Source organism: Flavobacterium pectinovorum, from assembly GCF_900142715.1.
In the GTDB taxonomy this organism is placed as follows: Bacteria; Bacteroidota; Bacteroidia; order Flavobacteriales; family Flavobacteriaceae; genus Flavobacterium; species Flavobacterium pectinovorum.
In genome coordinates, this window is record NZ_FRBX01000003.1 from 294,071 (window position 1) to 318,256 (window position 24,186).

23 protein-coding genes are annotated in these 24,186 nt (G+C 33.1%); 20 read left to right on the top strand and 3 right to left on the bottom strand.

The window, feature by feature from the left end:
• Window positions 1-7: 7 nt before the first annotated feature.
• The 13 genes from BUE22_RS11940 (at window position 8) to BUE22_RS12000 (ending at window position 9,849) form a co-directional block, all read left to right on the top strand.
• The gene (locus BUE22_RS11940) at window positions 8-349 is read left to right on the top strand and encodes a nuclear transport factor 2 family protein (protein WP_073395227.1); all 342 of its coding nucleotides are present in this window, start codon (window positions 8-10) and stop codon (window positions 347-349) included.
• A gap of 329 nt (window positions 350-678) precedes the next feature.
• Window positions 679-1,167 carry an SRPBCC family protein gene (locus tag BUE22_RS11945; protein ID WP_073395228.1) on the top strand — a complete coding sequence of 163 codons (489 nt, stop codon included), beginning with the start codon at window positions 679-681 and terminating at the stop codon, window positions 1,165-1,167.
• 265 nt (window positions 1,168-1,432) lie between these two features.
• Window positions 1,433-2,113, top strand: coding sequence for an aspartate/glutamate racemase family protein (locus tag BUE22_RS11950; RefSeq protein WP_073395229.1), 681 nt, complete (start codon window positions 1,433-1,435; stop codon window positions 2,111-2,113).
• 83 nt (window positions 2,114-2,196) lie between these two features.
• On the top strand, window positions 2,197-2,565 hold the full coding sequence (locus BUE22_RS11955) for a nuclear transport factor 2 family protein (RefSeq protein ID WP_073395230.1): 369 nt from the start codon (window positions 2,197-2,199) through the stop codon (window positions 2,563-2,565).
• Window positions 2,566-2,677: 112 nt separating this feature from the next.
• Window positions 2,678-3,724 (top strand): serine hydrolase domain-containing protein, encoded by a 1,047-nt coding sequence (locus BUE22_RS11960; protein WP_073395231.1) that lies wholly within the window; start codon window positions 2,678-2,680, stop codon window positions 3,722-3,724.
• A gap of 6 nt (window positions 3,725-3,730) precedes the next feature.
• Entirely contained in the window at window positions 3,731-4,153 is a 423-nt protein-coding gene (locus BUE22_RS11965; RefSeq protein ID WP_073395232.1) for a DUF1801 domain-containing protein, read from the top strand.
• Window positions 4,154-4,158: 5 nt separating this feature from the next.
• The gene (locus BUE22_RS11970) at window positions 4,159-5,256 is read left to right on the top strand and encodes an MBL fold metallo-hydrolase (RefSeq protein ID WP_073395233.1); all 1,098 of its coding nucleotides are present in this window, start codon (window positions 4,159-4,161) and stop codon (window positions 5,254-5,256) included.
• A gap of 286 nt (window positions 5,257-5,542) precedes the next feature.
• Entirely contained in the window at window positions 5,543-6,667 is a 1,125-nt protein-coding gene (locus BUE22_RS11975) for a lactonase family protein (RefSeq protein ID WP_073395234.1), read from the top strand.
• Window positions 6,668-6,908: 241 nt separating this feature from the next.
• Window positions 6,909-7,433 (top strand): GNAT family N-acetyltransferase, encoded by a 525-nt coding sequence (locus BUE22_RS11980; RefSeq protein WP_073395235.1) that lies wholly within the window; start codon window positions 6,909-6,911, stop codon window positions 7,431-7,433.
• Window positions 7,434-7,522: 89 nt separating this feature from the next.
• On the top strand, window positions 7,523-8,104 hold the full coding sequence (locus tag BUE22_RS11985; RefSeq protein WP_073395236.1) for an LOG family protein: 582 nt from the start codon (window positions 7,523-7,525) through the stop codon (window positions 8,102-8,104).
• A 125-nt stretch (window positions 8,105-8,229) separates the two neighbouring features.
• Window positions 8,230-8,697: an SRPBCC family protein gene (locus tag BUE22_RS11990; RefSeq protein ID WP_042563066.1), complete on the top strand. Its 468-nt coding sequence runs from the start codon at window positions 8,230-8,232 to the stop codon at window positions 8,695-8,697.
• Between the two features lie 96 nt (window positions 8,698-8,793).
• On the top strand, window positions 8,794-9,162 hold the full coding sequence (locus tag BUE22_RS11995; RefSeq protein WP_073395237.1) for an iron chaperone: 369 nt from the start codon (window positions 8,794-8,796) through the stop codon (window positions 9,160-9,162).
• A gap of 6 nt (window positions 9,163-9,168) precedes the next feature.
• Window positions 9,169-9,849, top strand: a complete 681-nt coding sequence (locus BUE22_RS12000; protein ID WP_073395238.1) for a 2'-5' RNA ligase family protein — start codon at window positions 9,169-9,171, stop codon at window positions 9,847-9,849.
• Between the two features lie 112 nt (window positions 9,850-9,961).
• On the opposite strand, the gene BUE22_RS12005 is transcribed toward BUE22_RS12000, so the two are convergent.
• Genes BUE22_RS12005 through BUE22_RS12015 form a run of 3 tightly spaced genes read right to left on the bottom strand, consistent with a single transcriptional unit; the run spans window position 9,962 to window position 13,253 of the window.
• The gene (locus BUE22_RS12005) at window positions 9,962-10,324 is read right to left on the bottom strand and encodes a VOC family protein (RefSeq protein WP_073395239.1); all 363 of its coding nucleotides are present in this window, start codon (window positions 10,322-10,324) and stop codon (window positions 9,962-9,964) included.
• 18 nt (window positions 10,325-10,342) lie between these two features.
• Entirely contained in the window at window positions 10,343-11,086 is a 744-nt protein-coding gene (locus BUE22_RS12010; protein ID WP_208611230.1) for a DUF2625 domain-containing protein, read from the bottom strand.
• A 19-nt stretch (window positions 11,087-11,105) separates the two neighbouring features.
• On the bottom strand, window positions 11,106-13,253 hold the full coding sequence (locus BUE22_RS12015) for a cation:proton antiporter (protein ID WP_073395240.1): 2,148 nt from the start codon (window positions 13,251-13,253) through the stop codon (window positions 11,106-11,108).
• A 320-nt stretch (window positions 13,254-13,573) separates the two neighbouring features.
• On the opposite strand from BUE22_RS12015, the gene BUE22_RS12020 reads away from it, so the two are divergent.
• The 7 genes from BUE22_RS12020 (at window position 13,574) to BUE22_RS12050 (ending at window position 24,138) form a co-directional block, all read left to right on the top strand.
• The gene (locus BUE22_RS12020) at window positions 13,574-15,001 is read left to right on the top strand and encodes an L-serine ammonia-lyase (protein ID WP_073395241.1); all 1,428 of its coding nucleotides are present in this window, start codon (window positions 13,574-13,576) and stop codon (window positions 14,999-15,001) included.
• Window positions 15,002-15,058: 57 nt separating this feature from the next.
• Entirely contained in the window at window positions 15,059-16,258 is a 1,200-nt protein-coding gene (locus tag BUE22_RS12025; RefSeq protein ID WP_073395242.1) for an SH3 domain-containing protein, read from the top strand.
• A gap of 55 nt (window positions 16,259-16,313) precedes the next feature.
• Window positions 16,314-17,132 carry a 3-methyl-2-oxobutanoate hydroxymethyltransferase gene (panB, locus tag BUE22_RS12030; RefSeq protein ID WP_073395243.1) on the top strand — a complete coding sequence of 273 codons (819 nt, stop codon included), beginning with the start codon at window positions 16,314-16,316 and terminating at the stop codon, window positions 17,130-17,132.
• A gap of 226 nt (window positions 17,133-17,358) precedes the next feature.
• Window positions 17,359-18,048 (top strand): RluA family pseudouridine synthase, encoded by a 690-nt coding sequence (locus BUE22_RS12035; RefSeq protein ID WP_073395244.1) that lies wholly within the window; start codon window positions 17,359-17,361, stop codon window positions 18,046-18,048.
• A gap of 76 nt (window positions 18,049-18,124) precedes the next feature.
• Entirely contained in the window at window positions 18,125-19,453 is a 1,329-nt protein-coding gene (locus tag BUE22_RS12040; RefSeq protein WP_073395245.1) for an aldehyde dehydrogenase, read from the top strand.
• A gap of 119 nt (window positions 19,454-19,572) precedes the next feature.
• Window positions 19,573-20,361 carry a hypothetical protein gene (locus tag BUE22_RS12045; protein ID WP_073395246.1) on the top strand — a complete coding sequence of 263 codons (789 nt, stop codon included), beginning with the start codon at window positions 19,573-19,575 and terminating at the stop codon, window positions 20,359-20,361.
• 93 nt (window positions 20,362-20,454) lie between these two features.
• Window positions 20,455-24,138: a response regulator gene (locus BUE22_RS12050; RefSeq protein ID WP_073395247.1), complete on the top strand. Its 3,684-nt coding sequence runs from the start codon at window positions 20,455-20,457 to the stop codon at window positions 24,136-24,138.
• Window positions 24,139-24,186: the final 48 nt, after the last annotated feature.

Below are 24,186 nucleotides of genomic sequence, written 5' to 3' on the forward strand. Positions count from 1 at the left end.
TTACAAAATGACAATACAAGAAATCATCGACCTGCAAATGTTAGCTTTTAACAACAGAGATATAAAAAGCATGATAGCTTTATATACGGACGATACAAAAATCTACAACTTTTTAGATCACTCCTTGGCAATAAATAACAAAAAAGAATGTGAAGAAATGTTTATCAAACTATTCGAACAATCTCCTGATTTGAATGCCGAAATTATAAAAACCATCTTTTTTGGTAATAAAGCTATAATTCATGAATATGTTTCCGGACGAAATGGAAACAATGAAAAAAAAGAGCAAGTGGTTATTTTTGAAATAGAAGGTCAAAAAATAAGCAGAATGGATATTATAAGAGAGTAAACTTTATTTCTTATAAAAACAAAACTTCTAATCTAGCCCCGATGGGAGTGGTATCCTTTTTCCTGCTCCTTTAGCAGGGAAAAGATATAGCGGACAGCGGGACGGGTGGTTCTGATGAAAATGATATTTCTGCTCCTGAAAAGTTAAACTCAAATTCCAAAATTTAAATTCCAAATTCCAAATTCCAAAAATCTAGAATCTACAATCTGAACTCTAAAATCTAAAATTACAAATCTGTCTTAAATCGCCCTTTAACTTGTCTCATAACAACCCTAAGTTATTGATTTTTAGAAAGTATATTTGTTATATAACTTTCTAAACTACACAAAATGAGTGCAAAAGATTTTACCACAAGCATAATAGTAGATCAATCTCCCGAAGAAGTTTTTAATGCCGTTACCAACGTTCGCGGATGGTGGTCTGAACAAATTGAGGGAAATACAGCGAAACAAAATGATGAATTTAAGTATCATTATGAAGATATTCATCGCTGTAAAGTCAAATTGACTGAAGTGATTCCGAACCAAAAAATTGTCTGGTTGATAGAAGATAACTATTTCAAGTTTACAGAAGATGAAACGGAGTGGACGAATACAAAACCAACTTTTGAAATTTCAGCAAAAGACGGTAAAACACAGCTTCGTTTTACGCATTTTGGTTTGGTTCCGGATTATGAATGTTTTGACATTTGCAAAGATTCCTGGACAAATTACATCCAGAATAGTTTAAAAAAATTAATTACTACAGGAAAAGGCGAGCCAAATGGCAAAGACAAACCCAGAACCGAGAATGAGAGAAAACTGAGTGCAAATAACTAACTCTAAATCAACTAAAAAAAAATCAGATCTACATTAAATGTCATAGAGAAGTATAATATTTTTTATATTTACTAATGATTTTTACCGCAGAGAACGCTAAGTTTTTATCTAATAGTATTTTTAGAAAACACAGAGTTCGCAAAGCTAAATGAATACAAAGCTTTGCGAACTCTGTATTTTTTTTATAAACCTAATAACAAAAAGAATTTAAAAATTAGGCGTTGCTATCGGTAAAATCAAGCCTGAAGATGTATAACTTTACTAAATGAAAAAAGTTGGACTTGTAGGCGGAATCAGTTGGGTTTCGACAATTGATTATTACAAATTAATAAATGAAGGCGTAAACAAAAAACTGGGCGGATTGCAATTTGCAGAATGCCTGATTTATTCTTTGAACTTTGGCGATATTCAGGAAAAAACCTGGTCGAACTCGTATGAACTTTTACTAAATGCCTGCTTAAGTTTACAAAAAAGCGGTGTTGATGCCATTGTACTTTGCGCGAATACAGCACATCTGTATGCCAATGAAATTGAAAAAGAAATTAAATTACCATTAATTCATATTGGCACTGAAACGGCAAAAGCTATAACAAAAGAAAAAATTACTACAGTTGGACTTTTAGGAACTTCATTTTCTATGGAAATGGATTTTTATAAAGACCGTCTAAAAAGCTTTGGCCTAAATGTACTTATACCAGAAAAACAAGAGACGAGAGATTATATACAACATGTTCTAAAGGAAGAATTAGGAAGAGGAATTATAAATCCTGATTCTAAACAAAACTATATCAAAATAGCCAATGAACTCATTGCTCGTGGCGCAGAAGGTATTATTCTGGGCTGTACCGAAATTCCTTTATTAATAGACCAATCTCATTTTTCGGTTCCTGTTTTTGATACTACAAAAATACATTCTGAAGCTATCGTGAACTTTATTATATCGTAAATTAAGATGCTAATAAATCTGCCTCTTTTTATAATTCAAAAAGGTTAATTTCATAACTTAGTTAGCTTTTAAATTGACAAGTCATGACTAAGAAATATATTGCACGGGAGTTTTTAAAACTCGCTGCAAAAGGGCATTCCCACGAAGCATTCCGACTTTATGTTGGCAAAAATTTTAAACATCACAATGCCTATTTCAAAGGCAATGCCGATACTTTAATGCTGGCAATGGAAGAATCTGCCAGAACAAACCCAAATAAGATTTTTACAATTCATCATATTCTAAGAGACGAAAATCTGGTTGCCGTACATTCGCATGTTAAGCAAAACTCATCAGATTTAGGCGCGGCGGTTGTTCATATTTTTAGATTTGAATTGGATAAAATAGTCGAACTTTGGGATTTGGGACAGCCTATTCCAAAAGAAACGATTAACGAAAACGGAATGTTCTAGTTTTTCAGCTTTCAGTGTCAGTCAACAAATGAAAACCAAGCTGTTTTTAAAGCAATAATATACCCAATAATTGATAACTCATAATTAATAATTAATAACTCCTAACTTCAAAATGAACTCTATTTCAAGAATTTTATCTTTATTATTTTTCGCTTTTTTACTTTCCAACTGCAATTCGTTTGCACAAAAAAAAGATGATTATTCTACCAAAATAGACAGTTTCATTAAAGTTGCTGACCCCAAGTTTAATGGTGTAATTCTTATTTCTAAAAATGGAAAAACGTTGTACAATAAAGCGCATGGTTTTACTAATTTTGAAACTAAAAAACCTATAACAATCAACAGCCAATTCGAAATTATGTCGAACAGCAAACTAATTGCCGCTGTTTTGGCTTTATTAGAAGTTGAGAAAGGAAAAATTAATTTACAGGATCCAATCAAAAAATACCTTCCTGAACTTACCCAAAGCTGGGCAGATTCTGTTACGGTTCATCAACTTTTAAATCATACACACGGAATTGTGGACATCAATAAACCTCTGGAATTTAAGCCCGGAACTAATTTTCATTACGGAAACGCAAGCTATAGCCTTCTTGGTCAAATTGTTGAGCATACTTCGAATAAAAGTTACAGCGAAGTGGTCAATGCACTTTTCAAAAAACTTCAAATGAAGAATACTTTTGCTTATAATCCAGACAAAATTCAAAATCTAACTACCGGATACATCAATGATAAAAACACATACGAGTCTGTCAAAGAATCGCTAATAACACCTGAAAATTTAGGTGCTGATGGAATTATTTCGACCGTAAACGATTTAGCAATCTGGAACAATAATCTTCATAAAGGAAAAATTCTAAAACCTGAATCCTATCAATTACTCATAAAACCGACTGCACAATCACAACATAATTTCTTTGGAAAAGAAAAAGAAGGTTACGGTTACAGCATTCGAATTATCGAAAAAGAACCTGTAAAATATATTGGACATACGGGACTTGGCGATGGATTTTCTTCAGTAAATTTATATTTTCCGGAAAGTGATGTGAGCCTGATCGTTATGGAAAACCAGATGAATGAAAATTCCGACTTGTTTTATGCTTCTGAATTTAAGATCAAAAACATATTACTTAAAAGCGATTTATTGCGTCAAAAATAAAACGTTATGGCAAAAAATAAAACTACACAAACAGAAACCAGTGTTACCGATTTTATAAACGCTGTTGAAGATGATACAAAAAGAAACGACTCTTTTGAACTCATTACAATAATGCAAAAACAAACGGGTTTCGACGCCAAAATGTGGGGGCCAAGTATTATTGGTTTCGGTAGTTATCATTACAAATATGCCAGCGGACACGAAGGCGATGCACCGCTTGTTGGATTTTCGCCAAGAAAAGATGCTTTTTCCTTTTATGCCTGTTTAACAGATGAAAATAAAGAAGAACTGCTCCCTAATTTCGGCAAACACAAAGTAGCCAAAGCTTGTGTTTATTTTAAAAAACTAGCAGATATTGATCCTGAAATTCTAAAGAAAATGATTTCACTTTCGGTTAAAAACTTAAATACATTATACCCCTCAAATTAAAAATCATGGTCATTACGCTATTAATTATTTTACTTTCTGTTCTTATGTATTTTTTATTACATCCAAGGTTTGGAAAAAAACCTTCCGGTGAAAGACTGGCTCTAATACAAAAGTCACCTCAATATAAAAATGGGAAATTTGAAAATAACTCTTTTACGCCTGAACTTGCAGAAGGTTATGGTTATTTTGATATTTTAAAGCAATTCTTCTTTAAAAAAGTAGACCGAAAAATTCCGACTGATATCATTCCTTCTGTAAAAACCAATTTACATGAAATTTCGTTAGATCAGGATATTATGGTTTGGTTTGGGCATTCGTCTTATTACATTCAGCTTTCAGGAAAACGTTTTTTAATTGATCCTGTTTTCAGCGGCAACGCCTCTCCTATTTACGGAACTACAAAAGCGTTTCAGGGAACTGATATTTACACCGTAGATGATATTCCGGAAATTGATTATTTGTTGATAACGCACGATCATTATGACCATTTAGATTATAAAACCATCATGCAATTGAAACCGAAAATTAAAAAAATAATCACCGCACTTGGCGTTGGTTCTCATTTTGAATTTTGGAAATTTCCTGTGGAAAATATTATCGAAAAAGACTGGCATGAAAAAATAACATTAGATGAGAATTTAACGCTATATACCACACCGTCAAGACATTTTTCTGGCAGAAGCATTAAGCGTTGTAATACACTTTGGACTTCTTTTGTTTTAGAAACCAAAGACTTTAAAATGTATTTGGGCGGCGACAGCGGTTACGATTCTCACTTTAAACAAATTGGAGATAAATTTGGCCCGTTTGATATTGCACTTATCGACAACGGTCAATATAATCCGGCGTGGAAATACATTCATAATCTGCCTGAAGATGTAATAAAAGCCATGAAAGATCTGAATGCAAAAAGGGTTTTTCCTGTGCATTCATCGAAATTTGCATTAGCATTGCATCCTTGGGATGAACCTCTTATAAAAGTAACAGAATTGAATGCCAATTCAGAAAATCCAATTCCGTTAATTACACCAATGATTGGAGAAAAAGTCGAATTGAAAAATGAAAAACAGGAATTTAAACAATGGTGGAAAGGAGTTAATTAAAATTTTAGATTGCAGATTTTAGCTTGAAAAACTAAAACAACTTTTAAATTATATCAAATTTCATTGCGAAAGACGGATTAAAATCCATCCCTACAATATGATACGTTCCTCCGGAACTCTTTATAAAATTCCGTAGGAATGATTTATTTTGTAGCTAGGGATTTTAATCCCTTGAAACGCAAAGTTGTCACAATTTTTATCATTCTGTGGAACAAGGAATCTTGACAAATAACCCGACAAAGATGGAGTTCTCTTAACAGAATAACAAATATTATAATTAAAGAATATGAAACTAAAATTTCTCTTTTTCGCAATATCCTTTCTCACAGCAATTCATGTTTTTTCTCAAAACACCTACGTTTTTCTGGGATCATACAACAAAAACAAAGAAGCAGAATCGATACAAGTATTTCAATTAGATACTTTAAACGGAAAACTGACGAAGATAACTGCAGCAAAAAACGTTATTAATCCATCATATTTAACGGTTTCTCCAAACGGAAAGTACGTTTACGCCTGTACGGAAACGAAAACGCCTAACGACGGGAATGTGAGCAGTTTTGAATTTAATCCTGAAAATAAATCCCTGACGTTTTTAAACAAACAAAAAAGCGGCGGAGAAAATCCGGTTTATGTTTCGGTTCATAAAAGTGGGAAATGGCTCGTAAATGCCAATTATACAGAAGGAAGCGTTTCGGTTCATCCATTATTAGAAAATGGGAAAATCGATTCGCTTGCGCAGAATTTTCAATATAGCGACGGAAGTATTAATAAAGAAAGACAAACCAGATCGCACGTACATTCGGCTGTGTTTTCTCCGCAATTTGATTATCTCTTTTTACCTGACTTAGGTGCTGATAAAATTCGTTGTTACGGTTTTGATGAAACGAAAAAACAGCCTTTAACCGAAACCAAAAATCCGTTTACAAAAACTGATTTAGAAGCCGGGCCAAGGCATTTTACTTTTCACCCAAATCAAAAATTTGGTTATTGTATTGAAGAAATGGCTGGCGCAATCAGCGTTTATCAATATGAAAACGGAGCTTTACAAAAAATACAGCGCATCAACACGCATTCTGATAAAATCAAAGAAGGTTTTGAAAGTTCTGACATTCATATTTCGCCAGACGGAAAATTTCTGTATGCCACAAATCGCGGTAAAGAAAACAATATTGCTATTTTTTCTATTGATGAAAACGGACTTTTAACAAACATTGGTTATCAATCGACTTTAGGAAAACATCCCAGAATTTTTGCCCTTGATGAAAGTGGAAAATTTCTGATCGCCACAAATGTTATTTCAGGAAACGTGATTGTTTTTAAAAGAAATCAAATAACAGGATTACTTAAAAAAGTGGGTAAAGAAGTTAAAATGGAGAATGTTTCCTGTGTGCAAATAAAAAAGATTTGATAGCGTAAAATAGAACACGGATGACGCGGATTCGCAAGCGAAAACACGGATTAATGCGGATTTTATCATCATTTTTGTCATCCTGACGAAGGAAGGATCTTCGTAAGAAACTCTACAAAGCTTGTCGCCAATCTTTGTCGATTTCCGAGTGTGATTTCTCCTTTCGTCGAAATGACAAACTTTGTAAAAAAACTTTTAATTCGAGCAAATTAGTGCAATTCGTGGCAAAAAAACAAAAAACATGACAACATTCAATTTACAACCGGAAGTTTTAGAAAACGACATTATAAAATTAATTCCGCTACAGGAAAATCATTTTAAAGAACTTCATGAGGCAGCTTCAGATCCTTTAATCTGGGAACAATATCCGATAAAAGACAGATATAAATTAGAAGTTTTTAAACCATTTTTTGATGGCGCTATAAACTCAAAAGGTGCTTTTTTAATTTTGGATAAAGTAACCAACGAAGTTATGGGAACATCCAGATTTTACGACTACAACACCGAAAAATCAAGTGTGGGAATTGGATTTACTTTTATTACCCGAAAATTTTGGGGCGGGCCTTATAATAAAGCTTTAAAAAAATTAATGATCGATTACGCTTTTGAGCATTTAAGCTCGGTAATTTTTCATGTTGCAGAACAAAATTTCCGTTCGCAAAAAGCCGTTTTAAAGCTTGGAGCAGAAAAAATAAACGAAGTCAATTTTAATATGAATGGAGTTGATGTAATTCATTATGAATACGAATTAATTAAAAAGTTATGAGTTATGAGTTTGACAATATCAATAATTTAAATTCTCACTAATAACATTTTACTTTTAACTTCTAACAAATAACATTTAACAAATAAACAATGAAAAGCATAACTGTTTTTTGCGGATCTAGTTTTGGAACCGAAGAAATTTACAAAGAACAAGCCGTTTTACTCGGACAAACTTTGGCAAAAGAAAATATCAAATTAATTTACGGCGGTGCAAACGTAGGCTTGATGGGCGCTGTAGCCGATGGGGTTTTAAATGCCGGCGGAGAAGCAATTGGTGTTCTTCCTGATTTTTTAAGATCAAAAGAAATAGCGCATTTGGGTCTTACCGAATTGATTTTTGTTGAAAGCATGCACGAAAGAAAAACCAAAATGAACGATTTATGCGAAGGTGTTATTGCGCTTCCGGGTGGTTTTGGAACTTTGGAGGAACTTTTTGAAATGCTGACCTGGGCACAATTGGGTTTACACAAAAAACCAATCGCCATTTTAAACATCAATGGATTTTATGATTCTCTTATTGAATTAACCAAAACAATGGTTGAAAAAGGTTTATTGAAAGATGTTAATCAAAAAATGCTTTTGGTAAGTGATAATATTGATGATTTATTAAATCAAATGAAGAATTATACAGCACCAACTGTTGGAAAATGGATTGAGAAAAAGGAGTTGTAATTATGATTTTTGAGTTATGAGTGATTTGCTTTACTTTTAAAATTAAACAATTAGCCTTATATTTACATTTCAACTTTTACTCATTAACATATAACTTCTCACAAATAACATCTAACTTCCAAAAGATGAAAACAGAAAATAATAAATTCGCAAAAGCCGAAATGCTGATTAGAAAACCTGTTTCAGAAGTTTTTCAGGCTTTTATTGATCCCGAAATCACCAGTAAATTTTGGTTTACAAAAGGTTCAGGAAAACTGAAACAAGATGAAAAAACAGAATGGACATGGGAAATGTATGGATTTTCATTAATGGTTACGACACATGTTTTGCAGGAAAATAAAAAAATTGTGGTCGAATGGGGAAATCCTGATGAAAGCACTATAGTTGAATGGGTTTTTACGCCATTAAACGAAAATGAAACTTTTGTAAGCATCACCAATTCTGGTTTTAAAGGAGATACGGACAAAATAATCGATCAGGTTCGAAATTCTACCGAAGGTTTTACTTTAGTTTTAGCCGGAGCAAAAGCTTACTTAGAGCACCATATTTTACTAAATCTTGTTTTAGACAGATTCCCGAAAGGTCTGGCTTAAAAAAAGTTTCAAGTTTATTTTGTTTCAAGTTTCAAGTTCTCGCAGAACCTGAAACTTGAAACTTGAAACCTGAAACTAAAACAACAAAATATAAAAATGGATACGAAGAAACCAGCAAATATCAACGAATATATAGGCGGATTTCCAAATGACGTTCAGGAAATTCTGGAGAAAATAAGAGAGACTATTCAGAAAGCAGCGCCGGATGCTAAAGAAAAAATCAGTTATTCGATGCCGGCTTTTGAGCAAAACGGAATTGTAGTTTATTTTGCCGCTTTTAAAAATCATATTGGCTTGTATGCGTTGCCGAGCGGTCATGAAGAATTTAAAGAAGAACTTTCGAAATATAAATCCGGAAAAGGTTCTGTGCAATTTCCTTTGGATAAACCGATGCCGTTTGATTTGATTACCAAAATTGTAAAATTCAGAGTGAAAGAAAATCTGGAAAAAGCGAAAAAGAAATAACTTTCAATGGATTTAAGCGAACATTACAATCAACTTTACAAAAAATCTGCAGCAGCTATTTTAGCCGGAAATTATAAATTAGATTCTCAAATCAATAATCCCTCAGATTCCCGTTTTGGTATTACGTTACTCATTCGCCCAAGCGAGAAAATTAAAGCCTATATTCAGTTGTTTTTAAACGAATTAAAGGCGATTGAACCCACACAATATTATTATCCTGATGCTGATATTCATATTACGCTAATGTCGATTATTTCGTGTTATGAAGGTTTTACTTTAGATAAAATTTCAATTGAGGATTACATCAAAGTCATACAGGAAAGTTTAATTAATTTAGGCAAAATTAAAATTGAATTTCGAGGCGTAACAGCTTCGCCTTCTGCCCTAATGATTCAGGGTTTTCCTGCTGATGAAAGCCTGAATAATTTACGAAACAAACTTCGTGAGAATTTTAAAAAATCTACTTTACAGCAAAGCATTGATAGTCGTTATGCTATTTCAACCGCGCATTCGACTGTAATGCGTTTTCAGGAAAAACTTCAAAATCCGGAGAAATTAATTGCAGTTGCAGAGAAATTCCGAGATTATAATTTTGGGGAATTTACAGTTGATAAAGTAGAATTAGTTTATAATGATTGGTATCAGAGAGAAAATAACACAATTCATTTACACGATTTTGATATATAAGTTTTTTTCGCCACGGCCCGAGCGACAGCGAACAGGCGAAGCAATTCACAAATTTTCACTAATTCAAATTGTAAAAAAACCTTTGTGCCTTTGTGCCTTCGTGGCAAACTTTTTATTTAAACTCTCCAAAATGCCATAAAACACCCGACGGATCGTGCAGAAAACATTCTCTTCCCCAATCTAAATTACGAATTGGAGTAAGTTTTACACCTTCATATTTTTCGGGAAGATTTAAGGCTAAAAGTTCGTCATAATAACGATCGACATCATCAACTTCAAGAAAAATCATCGTGTTTTCGATCCAGTCTTTTGTATAATAATCCTGAAGATAAAAAGCCGTTTCTTGACTTTTAAAAACAGAAAAATTACTTTCTAAAACTGTTTCTTCAAAACCTAAATCACGATAAAAGCTTCTTGATATTTCGAAATCTTTAGCACCAATAAAAGGCCGTATTGATTTGATTTTGTGATTCATTTTTATAGTTTTTCAAAATTACTTTTCGAAACCAATTTGTTTTCGTAAATCTAAATTTAAGCTATATTGTTCCTGAATTGAAATTATCTTTCTCGAACTTTTATTAATGTCACTTCCCTCTGCTGTCCAAAGAAAAGGGTAAAAATTAAAAACTTCATCACCTTTTAATTTTGAAACTTCTTCTCTCCATCCATTCCATCTGTTACCTTCATAAAATTTATCTAAATCATTATTAAAGCAAAATTCTAAAAATTCAGAATACGTAATATCAAGTTGCTCATATTCGAGATTATCAGGAGAAAAATAATAAATTTTACCTACATCGGTTCCTAATCCTCCTCCGTTCAATAGATAAAAACCACCAATTGCATCATCTGCAATTAATAAAAAAGGTGGCGTTTCACCAAACTCATTAAATGATTTTCCTTTATTCCAATCCGGAAGTGTTCGATTAAATCTTGAATTTCCTGAACCTAAAATTCTAATCCAGCCATCATCAATTAAAAGACCTCCTGTCATAAAAACAATTGCTCCCATTGGGGAACGAGTTGTAACCTGGGTATGAAATAATGCTTCTTTTGCTTTTAATTCATCAACAGGTAAAATCTCAACCTTATTTTTTGCAGTTTTAATCCAGCTTTCAACAATTACCCAGCCTGGATCTTTTTTATCTATAAGTTCTTCAGCCTTTTTCATTTTATTTTGTCCGGTTGTCACAAAAGTTATTAATATCAACGAAATTAACAGCAATTTTCTTTTCATTTATTCTATCCTAAAAAAATTATCCCTTCTTCAAAATACTTCCTAAACCTCTACCAATCTGCTCAATAGCTTCAAGACCTTTTGTCAATGGCGTAGCGGTAAAATCTTCGTAAGCATCCATAGAAGTTACTTTATTATCATCTTGCGGATAAACCAAAATCAGGTTATTTTCTTCAAATGATTTTTCGAATTTCTGTGGTAATTTATCAAAAATAGATTGATACGAAACAGAACCTTTTCTTGATAAATTAAAAGCAATTAAATCAGTTGGTTTAATTTCATCTGAAATAGCTTCAAAATCTTCCCAATCTAAAATACTCTTGAATCCTAATTTTGCGCTAAGTTTCAAATTAGCAGCAATCTGCATAATAGACTGATGCGTTTTATATTCGGCATAAATCACAATCGGAATACTTAATTCCTGTGATAATCGGCAGATTTTTTGAAGTAAAAGCTGAAATCCAACTCCTCTTTCTGAAAAAGGCGGGCAAATAAATACCAATCTTTTTTCTTCAATAAAAGGTTTTTCAAATCGGCAGATAAATAAACTTTTGTCTACGTTATTAATGATCGAATCTACGTTTTCTCCAAAAATTTTATCCAGGAAACCTGTTTTTCTCGGCCAGCCTACAATCACAATATCCGACATGATTTCTTTTGAAGTTCTCGCAATTCCACTCGCCGGATTATGATCGATTCTGGCAATGGTATTGATTTTTACTTCAGATGCTGAACCCTGAATTACAAATTTATCAACAGCTTTTCTATATCTTAAAATATTTTTTTCGGCCTGATCATTATTCGGAACAATCGTTAGCAAAGTAACCGGATTGGCAGATTTTTTATCTTTTATTAAAAGTGCAAAATCCAGCAAACTCGATGTTGCAGAAGTTTTTGCCAGCGGGATCAAAATATGCTCTTCCAGAATCTTATCTCTGTTGGTATCTTCATGCGAAACTTCTTCTTCACAAATGGCAATTTTTTTAGCTGCTTTTTCTGTAGCAAAAGAGGCCACAATACACGTAATCAGAATTAAAATAATAGTTCCGTTTAATATATTTTCATCTAAAATTTTCGCTTTAAAACCTACCAAAATTACCGCCAGAGTTGCTGCAGCGTGCGCACTACTCAATCCGAAAATAAGCTGTCTTTCTGTCTTTGTGTATTTAAAAACAATTTGCGTAAAAAAGGCCGCAAACCATTTTCCAAAAATAGCCACAACACTCAATGTTCCGGCAACAATTAAAGCTGTTGGTCCGCTCAAAATAACACTGATATCAACAAGCATTCCCACAGAAATCAGGAAAAACGGAATAAACAATGAATTACCAATAAACTCAATTCTGTTCATCAATGCAGATGAATGCGGAATTAACGGATTTAATGCCAAACCGGCAACGAAAGCACCAATAATAGGCTCTACTCCTGCTACTTCGGCTAAAAACGCGGCGAAGAAAACGACTGAAAGTACAAATATATAATGGGCGTGTTTTTCACTTTCTAATTTCTTGAAAAACCATTTTGCAATTCTCGGAATAACCAAAAACATAATGGCTGAGAAAATAGCCAGCGAAACGCCTAACTTTATCCAAAAAGCCTGATTTAGATTCCCCTGAGCGCTTCCCATAATTACGGCAAGAATAATCAAAACAGCAGTATCAGTTAAAATTGTTCCACCAACAGTAATGGCAACCGCCTGATTTTTTGAGATTCCCATTTTACTCACAATTGGATATGCAACCAAAGTGTGTGTGGCAAACATACTCGCCGTTAAAAAACTGGCATTAAAATCATATTGAAGTAAATAATAACAAACAGGAAAACCAATGGATAAGGGGAAAATAAAAGTAAAAAAACCGAATAATAAACTCTTATTTTGATTGGCTTTAAATTCGTTCATATCGAGTTCGAGACCGGCGATAAACATGATATACAAAAGTCCGATGGTTGAAAACAAATCAACTGCCGAGCTTTTGGCAAGAATATTAAGCCCGTGAGGACCAATGACTACACCAGAAATTATAAGCCCTATAATTCCGGGAATGTTTATTTTTTTTAGTAAAATTGGAGACAGCAGAATAATGAAAAGTATCAACGAGAAAATTAATACTGGATTGTTAAGCGGTAATTCGAATTCTTGTAATAAATGCTTGAAAAATTCTATCATAATGTGATTTTATCTTCTTTGTGGTATTTCAATTTTTTCGTAAAAAAGGCTTCTAAAAATTGAAAAAACATATCAGAAGTTATTATTTATCCGATTGTTTAAAAGTTAAAAAAACCGGATTTTTTAGTGATTGTTTCATTACAAAAATACCTAAAAAAACCTCGAACTCTTTACGAAAACCGCATATTAAGCAATTAAATTTATTTCATTGCCAAATTATTAAAATTTAATATCTTTTTTAACAAAACCGCAACATTAACAATTAAATATTCACGTTCGTTGCATTATTCAATTATCTTTGTCTTAATAAAAATTGAACAATGGAAGAATGTATCTCTGTTTTTGATATGCTTAAAATTGGTGTTGGCCCGTCGAGTTCCCATACATTAGGTCCGTGGCGCGCCGCAGAACGTTTTTTAAAAGAGTTAAAAGACGAATCTATTTTAGAACAAACTACCAGAGTCAGGGTCGACTTATACGGCTCTCTTTCCTTAACCGGAAAAGGCCATGCTACAGATTTAGCAGTTATGCTCGGTTTAAGCGGTCAGGATCCCGAATATATTCCCATTGAAGATATTGCAGGAATCATCAAATCGATCGAAACCAAAAATGAAATCGTTTTGGGCAACCAGATTACGATTCCGTTTTACTTTCTTCAGGACATTGTTTTCAATAAAGACTTTCTCCCTTTTCATGCCAATGGCCTAAAATTTACGGCTTACAAAGCTGATAACTCTGAATACGAATCTACTTTTTATTCTATCGGAGGTGGTTTTGTGGTGAAAGAAGAACGTACCAATGCCAAAATAAAAGAAGAAATAAAATGTGCCTTTCCGTTCCCTATTCAAAATGCGGTTGAACTTTTAAATTATACGGTTTCAGAAAACAAAATGATTTCTGAAATTGTTTATGAAAACGAAAAATCAATGCGTCCTGAAGCCGAAATTCATTCGGAATTAATGCGTATTTGGAACAGTATGCTCGAATGTATGTACATTGGCTGTCATACAGGAGGAATTCTTCCGGGCGGATTAAATGTGCGCAGAAGAGCTTTTGATATGCATCAGGGTTTAATTGGACTATCAAATTATTCTGATCCGCAAACGTGGTTGGAAGAAATCAGAAAAACAGAAGTGAAATTTCGCCAGATATTAAAATGGGTAAGCTGTTTTGCACTTGCTGTAAATGAAGTAAATGCTTCTTTGGGCCGTGTGGTTACAGCACCTACAAACGGAAGCGCTGGTGTAATTCCGGCAGTTTTGATGTATTATCTGGTGATTGAAAACCATAAGGCAGGCGAAAAAGAAATCAAACAATTTTTGATGGTTGCCGGAGAAATTGGAAGTATCTTTAAAAAAGGAGCTACTATTTCTGCAGCAATGGGCGGTTGTCAGGCCGAAATTGGTGTTTCGTCAGCAATGGCTGCTGCAGCACTTTGCGAATTAATGGGCGGAACTCCTGCCCAGGTTTTAATGGCTGCCGAAATTGCAATGGAACATCATCTTGGTTTAACCTGCGACCCAATTGGTGGTTTGGTACAAATTCCGTGTATTGAAAGAAATACAATGGGCGCCATAAAAGCGATAAATGCTGCAGAATTGGCCTTAGAAACCGATTCTAAAAATGCAAAAGTTCCGTTGGATAAAGTAATCAATACGATGTGGCAAACGGCAAAAGATATGAATTCAAAATACAAAGAAACCTCTGAAGGGGGGCTTGCTATTGCTGTTAATATGGCGGATTGCTAAATAAAAGTTTGCCACGAATTAAAAATTCGTGAAATTCGTGGCGACAAAAAATACTACATGAAAAAATACCACTTTATAGCAGCATTATTATTTTGCTCTATTTTACTACAAGCCCAGGAACGTTATTTTTTAAATTCAGATACCCGATTGTATACTTCGACAAGTACTTCTGCTGAATTTTTAGGTTATTTTAAATATGGTGCCGAAGTTCAGTTATTATCTAAAAATGAAAATGGCTGGTACAAAGTAAAAGCTGATAATTTATCTGAAGGATATGTTCCTGAAAAATTTGTGGGAACAAGATTAAACGCTGCCGACATTAAAACTGTTGATAACGAAAATCCTGTTTTGGCAGGCGGTGATCAATATTATGGCGGAAATCATCTTTTTGTTTTGGTGGCGGGTTTAAAAGCAAGGGCACTTCCTGATAAAACTTCAAAAATTAAAGAAATTTTGTTTACCGGAGATCCTGTTCCGGTAAATTATCTTCCTAAAAATCAAGACGAATGGGTGAATATTGGTGGAAATTTTGACTATGAAAATGCAAAATTTACACTGAGAAAATTCATTGGCAAAAGACCTGATTTTAATACCTTAATCAAAGAGTTCGACAAACTGAATCCTGATGCAATTGCTGAACGAAAAACTGTTGCCGAACGAATTGTAGAACTGGCCTGGAACAGCGATTATTCAAAACTAGCTCCTGCATATCAAAGATATTCTGAAGTTGTTAAACAATTGAACGACCCTAAACTAATTGCTGATACAGAACTGAATGTGTCTATTGCCAAAGGATTAGACAAACATAAATTACCGGAACAAATTGTTGCTTTTACGCAAAAAACCGAATTTATTTTGAAAGGTATTAAAACAAAATCTTTGTTTCTTACTCAAAAAGAATTGGTTAAAACCTTTGGAAAACCTGCAAAAACAGCCAGTATAGGCGATGAATGTGGTGTTTATTTAAGTGATTTGTTTTACTATTATCCGGATTTAGAAGTTTCTGTTGATGAAAAACAAAACAAAGCTGAAATTGTAAAGGTTTTTATCAATGAAAATAATAAAATGATTTTGAATGCCAATTCGGTTTTAGATAACACAATAACTGAAAAAGCATTTATCGAAAAATACGGCACTTATATAACAGCTTCTATCAAAGCACCACATTCCTACTCCCTGCAATTTGAAGACAGCGAATTTAGAATAGAATTCAAAGACGGAAAGCTCTTTTTTATTGAAATATTCTTCTATTGCTGATTTCAATCTATAATTATTCAATACTTTTACATCTTCAAAAAAAACAAAAAACAAAATGTCAGTAGCAAAAAAAGATTATAAAAGAATCACTACAAAGTCGTTAATCGAAATGAAAAGCAACGGAGAGAAAATCTCTATGCTAACGGCCTACGATTATACAATGGCAAAAATCGTTGATACTGCCGGAGTTGATGTGATTTTGGTTGGAGATTCAGCTTCAAATGTTATGGCGGGCCACGAAACGACTTTGCCAATTACTTTAGACCAAATGATTTACCATGCTTCGTCTGTAGTTCGTGCTATCGAAAGAGCTTTGGTTGTAGTTGATTTACCTTTTGGAAGTTACCAGTCTGACCCGAAAGAAGCTTTACGTTCTGCCATCAGAATCATGAAAGAAAGCGGTGGTCATGCAGTAAAATTAGAGGGAGGAAAAGAAATTAAAGAATCTATCAAAAAAATATTAAATGCAGGAATTCCGGTTATGGGACACTTGGGTTTAACACCACAATCTATCTATAAATTCGGAACTTACAGTGTTCGTGCCAAAGAGGAAGAAGAAGCAGACAAACTAATTGAAGACGCTAAATTGCTTGAAAAAATTGGCTGTTTTGGTATTGTTCTTGAAAAAATCCCTGCTGATTTAGCCGAAAAAGTAGCAAAAAGCATTTCGATTCCTGTTATCGGAATTGGTGCCGGAGGCGGCGTAGACGGACAGGTTTTGGTTATTCACGATATGTTGGGAATGAACAACGAATTTAGTCCAAGATTTTTACGTCGTTACCTAAATCTTTACGAAGAAATGACAAAAGCAATTGGTCAATATGCTGCTGATGTGAAATCTAGTGATTTCCCTAATTCTAATGAACAATATTAGTTTTTAAGTTGCTAAGGTTCTGAGATTCTAAGTTGGTACGATTTTAAGGTTACTTTTTTAGGTACAAAGGCTCAAAGCAACAATCCCGAAGCTTCAGAACAAAGGTATTGGAAATTGAATAGCCTCCTGCTTTAGCTGGAGGTAAATTTTAATTTCATCAAAATGGCTTTAGCCGAATTCTTTCAATCTAAAATCAGAAATCTAAAATTCCCCGAAAGTCTAAATAATGAAAATAATCTCAGATAAAAATAACCTTCAGGTATTACACGAAGACAATCATATTATTGTGGTTAACAAACGCGTAGGCGATATTGTGCAAGGTGATAAAACGGGGGACAAACCTCTATCTGATGTTGTAAAAGAATACATTAAAGACAAATACAATAAACCTGGCGACGTTTTTCTGGGGGTAATTCACCGTTTGGACCGGCCTACAACCGGAATCGTGGTTTTTGCCAGAACCAGTAAAGCTTTAACACGAATGAACGAATTGTTCAGCAATCGCGAAACACAAAAAACCTATTGGGCAGTTGTCAAGAATAAACCTTTGGAAACAACTGCCAAATTGGTTCATTATCTTAAACGAAACGAAAAAAATAATACTTCAAAAGCACATTTAAAAGAAGTTCCCGATAGCAAAATTGCCAGTCTGGATTATACTGTTTTTAAAGAACTTCAAAATTATGTAGCTCTGGAAATTAATCTTCACACAGGTCGCCACCATCAAATTCGTGCACAATTGTCTGCAATTGGCTCACCTATAAAAGGCGATTTAAAATACGGTTTTGACCGAAGTAATCCTGATGGCGGAATTCATCTTCATGCCAGAAAATTAGTTTTTGTACATCCTGTCTCAAAAGAAAATATTACGATTGTTGCACCAACTCCCGACGAAACCATTTGGAATGCATTATGATTTTATGATTATTTTCTTATTTTTTTAAATTTTATCGATTAACTTGCATAGGCAAAAAAAACAAGCTGATCGTAAAATGGACTATAAAAATGATATCGGATACCGAAAAGAAACGCTCAAAAAATTATTATATAACATTCAGAAAAGCGAAGATTTAATTGTAAAAGCTTTATATGATGATTTTAAAAAGCCCGAATTTGAAGCTGTTTTAACAGAGACTAATTATGTTATTTCGGAACTAAAAGACACGATCAAAAACATTCATAAATGGGCAAAACCAAAACGTGTTTTTCCTTCTCTTCTCAATTTTCCTTCAACCGATTATATTTATAAAGAACCGTACGGAAAAGTGTTGGTAATTGCGCCGTGGAATTATCCTTTTCAACTAGCATTATGCCCTTTGATTGCTGCTGTTGCAGCGGGAAACAGAGTAATTTTAAAACCGTCAGAACTTACTCCAAATACTTCTTCGATAATTGCAAAAATCATACAAAAAACATTTCATGTAAAACATGTTGATGTCGTTCAGGGCGGAGTTGAAGCAGCAAACAGCTTATTGGCAAAACGCTGGGATTATATTTTCTTTACAGGAAGCGCTGCCGTTGGAAAAATCGTTGCCAAAGCTGCTGCAGAAAACCTCACACCGGTTACGCTCGAATTAGGCGGAAAAAACCCGTGTATTATTGATGAAACTGCCGATTTAAAATTGGCTGCAAAAAGAATTGTCTGGGGAAAATTTATTAATGCCGGTCAAACTTGCATTGCACCGGATTATATTTTGATTCAAAAAAATATGAAAATCAATTTCATCACTTTTATGATGGAAGAAATTATAAAAGCATATGGCAAAAAAATGGAAAAATCGCCGGATTTTGCCCGAATTATAAATACTAAAAACTGGTTGCGACTGGCCAATATGCTTAAATCTGAAAAAGTGATTTTTGGAGGAGAAACAGATGCTAATAAGCTTTATATCGCACCAACACTTATTGAAGAACCAGGATTGGAAAGTCAGGTTATGAAAGAAGAAATTTTTGGTCCTATTTTACCTATTCTAACTTACGAAACAGAAACCGAAATTAAAAATGTTGTAAGCCGTTATGAGAAACCTCTTGCATTTTATATTTTTAGCGAAAATAAATCATTTACTAAAAAATTAATTGCAACTTATTCTTTTGGAGGAGGTTGCATCAATGATACTGTTGTTCACTTTTCTAATAAAAGACTGCCTTTTGGCGGTGTTGGCCATAGCGGAATTGGTGCTTATCACGGCCAATTGAGTTTTGACATTTTTACACATCAAAAAGGAGTAGTCAAAAAAGGCAATTGGATCGATTTACCAATGCGTTATGCACCTTACAAAGATAAACTGGCTTCCCTTAAACGCTTATTAGACTGGATATAAATGCCAAAACAATTTCGTACTATTTTGTAGATTTTCGTACGCATTTGATTAAAAATATTATATTTACGTTTCAATAATTAAATACCACTGGAATATAAAACAATTCTACTTAAAAAAAAATGAAATCTACACTTGATCAAATTGAAGACATTAAAAATAATGGCTATTTCTTAGACTTTTCTACTGTTTTTAACCATGCTTTCGAAAACTATAAAAAAATAGCGCTTTATGCGGGATTAATACTTTTGGTATTTTCGATTTTAGCGTTTTTTCTTGGCGGAGGGCTTTTGGTTTCATTGTATGGAGTTCAGCATTTTAATGAAGAATTTTTAAAAAACCTTCAAAACGAGCAAACATCAACATCTGTACTGGCTATTTACAGCGTAGTAATTGCTTTTTTTGCAGCACTTTTTAGTCCGTTTACTGCTGGTTTTTTAAAAATGGCATATTGTGCAGACAGAGATGAAGAATTTAAATTTTCTACAGTTTTTACCTATTACACATCACGTCATTTTGGACAGCTTTTTATCTCAACATTATTAATTTCACTAGTAAGTGGTTTCATTTCCGTTCTCTTTAATATGGTTGGAATTATTCTTGTTGATACTTTTATTGCACTGGCAATCACTATATTTACCTCATTAGCAATACCTCTAATTATTTTTGGAGATTTAAACGCTATAGACGCCATAAAATCAAGCATTATTATCGTTAGCAAACAACCATTTACAATAATCCTTTTGCTTTTTGTTGCCGGCATTGGCTCTGCCATTGGTTTAATTGGCTGTTGTATTGGCGTAGCCTTTACAATTCCTATCACTTATTCGGTAAAATACGCTTTATATAGCGCTATATTAAATATAGAAGAAGAGAATTCAATTGATTCAATTGGATCTGATTCAGAATAAAAACTGAAGATTCTGAGAACAAAAAGAGCCTGACCTACTCTTTTCAGAAAATTCCAAATTGCTATTACTAAACCAAAACATACCCCAAATACTATGGTAGAAAACTATAGTTTTTTTAACTCATCGATTTTAGGAATCGCCAATTTTGGTGATGCCTTAAAATCGATTGCCACAAATTGGTTTGTTTTTAAATCCGATATTATTTTCTACAATAATCCCAAACTCATCATTTTGGGGCTGTCATTATTCGGTTTTATAGGTTTATTGATTTATCAGTTTTTTAGAATTAAAGCTAAAATTGGCTACTTCATCGAGAAAAAACTGGAAAACGAAACCGCACATAGAGAATATCAATTGTATGCTTTATTCTTTGGAATTTCAATTATTGTAATCGAAATTATTAATGAAATATTCAAGATTCGGCCACGAAGTTTATTAGTTTTTAATGTAATTATCGGATTTTCAGTTTTACTGCTTTATTTAGTTACAGATAAAATCAAATTTCTACGGGACCGAACCCAGAGAATTTTCATTATTTCCTTCTTCATTTACATTGCCTATGTTGCCCGTAACATTATATATCTGCAAAATGATGTTATCCCGATTATTACTTTTCTACTTTCGTTTTTTTTCTCCTACAGTATTTTAAAACCCATAAAAATTTATTGGACTTTCGTATCAATCGTATTTTTATACCTGATTACAACCTTAGTTTTCCATGCAATTCCATTAAAATCATCAATTTTACTGATCAATTTTTGCATTATTGTTTTCATTATTAATCACGTAAATTATGCCGTTTTACTAAACAACAGAGATAATTTCAGGTTTACAAACGAAATCGTTCATAAAGGGAATTCATTAACGATTGCCACAAATAAAAAAGGCGAAGTATTATTTAGCAGTGAAACCATAACAACAATTTTAGGATATTCGCCAGACGAAGTAATGGCAATGGAATTTTGGAAATTAACTGAAGATCCGGAATTTATCAGAGAGAATTATCACAAAACTTATATTGACAATAAACTCTACATTCGAAAACTAAAAAGTAAAAACGGCGAATTCAAATACATTCAATGGAAAGATAAAAAATTCTCTAATGATTTAATTATCAGTATTGGGCAAGACGTTACAGAACAAATTATCGTTCAGGATCAATACAAAAACCTGATTCAGACCGCGACCGATATTATTTTTGAGATTAATGTCGATGGTTATTTTACTTTTATCAATGAATTTGGATATTCTATTTTGGGTTATGCCGAAGAAGAAGTGATTTCGCATCATTATTCAAATTTTATTCATGAAGATTATATCAAAAATGCTGTTGATTTCTATGAGAATTTAGAACAAAATGAACTTAATTATCCGACCATTGAAATTCCGGTTATAAAGAAAAACGGCGAAGAATTATGGATTTCACAAAAGGTTATTATTCGCAAAAATGATTTGGGCGAAACAAATGGCTACGCTGGTATTGCAAGGGATATTACGGAGATAAAAAACATCGAAAACGAGAAAAAAAGACGTCTCGAAAAAATCGAAGCCTACAATAATTCGACCAAAAAATTATCGACAACAGATTTTCGCTGTTACAGCGATTTGCAAACCGTAATTGATTTTATTATTCAGGAAGCGGCAACAGTTTCTAAAACAAACAGAGTTAGTTTTTGGAAATATTCAAACGATACCATAACCTGTCGAAATTTATTCAGCCAGGACAATCAAAGTTTAAACGATAAAAACATTCTCGATAAAGAATCTTATCCAATCTATTTTGAAACCTTAAAAAGCAAAGCCATCATCAATGCTTCTGATGTATTTAATAAACTGGAAACATCTGAATTTCAGCAAATTTACTTCATCAAAAACAAAATAAAATCGATGCTTGATGTCCCGATTTTTTTAAACGGACAATTGGCAGGGGTTGCCTGTTTTGAAAGTACAGAGGAAAAAAGAGAATGGGATAATGAAGATATTAATTATGCGAGAACAATTTCGGATGTAATTTCACTGGCAATTTCTTCTCAAATGAGACTTAAGGCCGAGAAAAAACTGGAACTTAAAAGTGAATTATTATCGGCTTTGGCGCTTTGTACAGAGAAGTTTTTATTGAGCAAAAGTCCGCAAAAAATGTTTCAGGAAACTTATGAAATTATTGGAAAGGCATCAAAAGTAGATCACATTTTTTATTACGAAAAAAATTTTGAAACCAATACCATCAGCCAAAAATACAAATGGACCCGGGAAGGAATTGAACGTCAAATAACGAAACTGCAAAATTTTACCGAAGACAATTTAAAGGAAATCATCTTGCACTCTCAAAATAAAAAAGTTTTAAGCACCTTAACCCGAAATCTGGAAGATACCTACTTTAAAAATTTACTCATTACCAATAATATTAAATCGATATTGATTTTGCCTCTGTTTGCCAATAATAACTTTTCGGGTTTTATTGGTTTTGATGATTGTACGCGGGAAAGAAAATGGTCTGATGATGAAATTTATATCTTCCAGACTCTTGCCAATAATATTTCATCGGCGTTGGACCGAAACAGAAATCAGGCAAAAATCAAGGAAAGTGAAGATGCAATAAAAGCAAAAGAACTGGCAGAAGCAGCAAATAAATCTAAATCGGATTTCCTGGCCAATATGTCGCACGAAATACGAACTCCGTTAAATGGAATTATCGGTTTTACGCATTTGCTTATGAAAACGAATCTTGAAGAAATTCAGGAAAAGTACATGACAACCATTAATCAATCGGCACATTCATTACTTGAAATTATCAATGATATTCTTGATTTTTCTAAAATTGAAGCCGGAAAACTCGAACTTTTTATTGATTTGTATGATATTCAAAAGATACTGGGACAAGTATTTGACTTAATTATTTTTGAATCGAACCAAAAAAATCTTGATCTTGAATTAAATGTTGATCCGAATGTTCCTAAATATATCTGGACAGATATTGTGCGATTGAAACAAATTTTGATCAATCTTTTATCAAACGCCATAAAATTTACCAACGAAGGATCTATAAAACTAAATGTTTCGGTAATCGAAAAGAAATCAGAAGAAAATTATATTCTTCGCTTTTCTGTTGTTGATACCGGAATTGGAATATTAGAGCAAAATCAGAAGAAAATTTTCAAGGCCTTTTCACAAGAAGATAGTTCTACAACGAGAAAATTTGGAGGAACAGGGTTGGGACTTACGATCTCGAATCAATTACTGGCTTTAATGGAAAGCCGTTTGCAGCTTGAAAGCAGAATCAACAAAGGAAGTACATTTTATTTTGATTTGAATTTGAATATTAGTCATAAAAGTATCAACGAAAAATACAAGGAAATTCTAAAAAACAGAAATCCTGATTATGCATTGAACTATTATTCTAATCAAAAAAAACTAAATATTTTGATTGTTGAAGATAATAAAGTAAACATGCTTCTTTTAAAAACAATTGTAAAAAACCTTAATTTAAATACTATTATTTTTGAATGTGAAAATGGCTATGAAGCTGTAAATCAAATTGAAAACATTAATCCTGATTTAGTTTTTATGGATATTCAAATGCCAATTATGAATGGTTATGAAGCAACAAAAGCAATTAGAAATACTTTAAGCGGCAAAAATATTCCGATAATTGCTGTTACGGCAGGCGCCGAGAAAGATGAGCGAAACAAATGTATTTCGGCCGGAATGAACGATTATATTTCTAAACCAATCATTCGCGGAACTGTGGAAGAAGCTTTATCTAAATGGATAAAATAATAAAGTAAATCATTTTAATAGAACATATTTTACAAAAAAATATATAAA

Bases quoted from the DNA above. Each gene is read 5' to 3' on its own strand.
- BUE22_RS12010 (WP_208611230.1), bottom strand. From the start codon at position 11,086: ATGAAAAGAAAATTGCTGTTAATTTCGTTGATATTAATAACTTTTGTG.
- BUE22_RS11995 (WP_073395237.1), top strand. From the start codon at position 8,794: ATGGATACGAAGAAACCAGCAAATATCAACGAATATATAGGCGGATTT.
- BUE22_RS11960 (WP_073395231.1), top strand. From the start codon at position 2,678: ATGAACTCTATTTCAAGAATTTTATCTTTATTATTTTTCGCTTTTTTA.
- BUE22_RS12000 (WP_073395238.1), top strand. From the start codon at position 9,169: ATGGATTTAAGCGAACATTACAATCAACTTTACAAAAAATCTGCAGCA.
- BUE22_RS11940 (WP_073395227.1), top strand. From the start codon at position 8: ATGACAATACAAGAAATCATCGACCTGCAAATGTTAGCTTTTAACAAC.
- BUE22_RS12045 (WP_073395246.1), top strand. From the start codon at position 19,573: ATGAAATCTACACTTGATCAAATTGAAGACATTAAAAATAATGGCTAT.
- BUE22_RS12005 (WP_073395239.1), bottom strand. From the start codon at position 10,324: ATGAATCACAAAATCAAATCAATACGGCCTTTTATTGGTGCTAAAGAT.
- BUE22_RS11945 (WP_073395228.1), top strand. From the start codon at position 679: ATGAGTGCAAAAGATTTTACCACAAGCATAATAGTAGATCAATCTCCC.
- panB (WP_073395243.1), top strand. From the start codon at position 16,314: ATGTCAGTAGCAAAAAAAGATTATAAAAGAATCACTACAAAGTCGTTA.
- BUE22_RS11970 (WP_073395233.1), top strand. From the start codon at position 4,159: ATGGTCATTACGCTATTAATTATTTTACTTTCTGTTCTTATGTATTTT.
- BUE22_RS11950 (WP_073395229.1), top strand. From the start codon at position 1,433: ATGAAAAAAGTTGGACTTGTAGGCGGAATCAGTTGGGTTTCGACAATT.
- BUE22_RS11955 (WP_073395230.1), top strand. From the start codon at position 2,197: ATGACTAAGAAATATATTGCACGGGAGTTTTTAAAACTCGCTGCAAAA.
- BUE22_RS12035 (WP_073395244.1), top strand. From the start codon at position 17,359: ATGAAAATAATCTCAGATAAAAATAACCTTCAGGTATTACACGAAGAC.
- BUE22_RS11965 (WP_073395232.1), top strand. From the start codon at position 3,731: ATGGCAAAAAATAAAACTACACAAACAGAAACCAGTGTTACCGATTTT.
- BUE22_RS11980 (WP_073395235.1), top strand. From the start codon at position 6,909: ATGACAACATTCAATTTACAACCGGAAGTTTTAGAAAACGACATTATA.
- BUE22_RS12020 (WP_073395241.1), top strand. From the start codon at position 13,574: ATGGAAGAATGTATCTCTGTTTTTGATATGCTTAAAATTGGTGTTGGC.
- BUE22_RS11975 (WP_073395234.1), top strand. From the start codon at position 5,543: ATGAAACTAAAATTTCTCTTTTTCGCAATATCCTTTCTCACAGCAATT.
- BUE22_RS11985 (WP_073395236.1), top strand. From the start codon at position 7,523: ATGAAAAGCATAACTGTTTTTTGCGGATCTAGTTTTGGAACCGAAGAA.
- BUE22_RS12050 (WP_073395247.1), top strand. From the start codon at position 20,455: ATGGTAGAAAACTATAGTTTTTTTAACTCATCGATTTTAGGAATCGCC.
- BUE22_RS12040 (WP_073395245.1), top strand. From the start codon at position 18,125: ATGGACTATAAAAATGATATCGGATACCGAAAAGAAACGCTCAAAAAA.
- BUE22_RS11990 (WP_042563066.1), top strand. From the start codon at position 8,230: ATGAAAACAGAAAATAATAAATTCGCAAAAGCCGAAATGCTGATTAGA.
- BUE22_RS12025 (WP_073395242.1), top strand. From the start codon at position 15,059: ATGAAAAAATACCACTTTATAGCAGCATTATTATTTTGCTCTATTTTA.
- BUE22_RS12015 (WP_073395240.1), bottom strand. From the start codon at position 13,253: ATGATAGAATTTTTCAAGCATTTATTACAAGAATTCGAATTACCGCTT.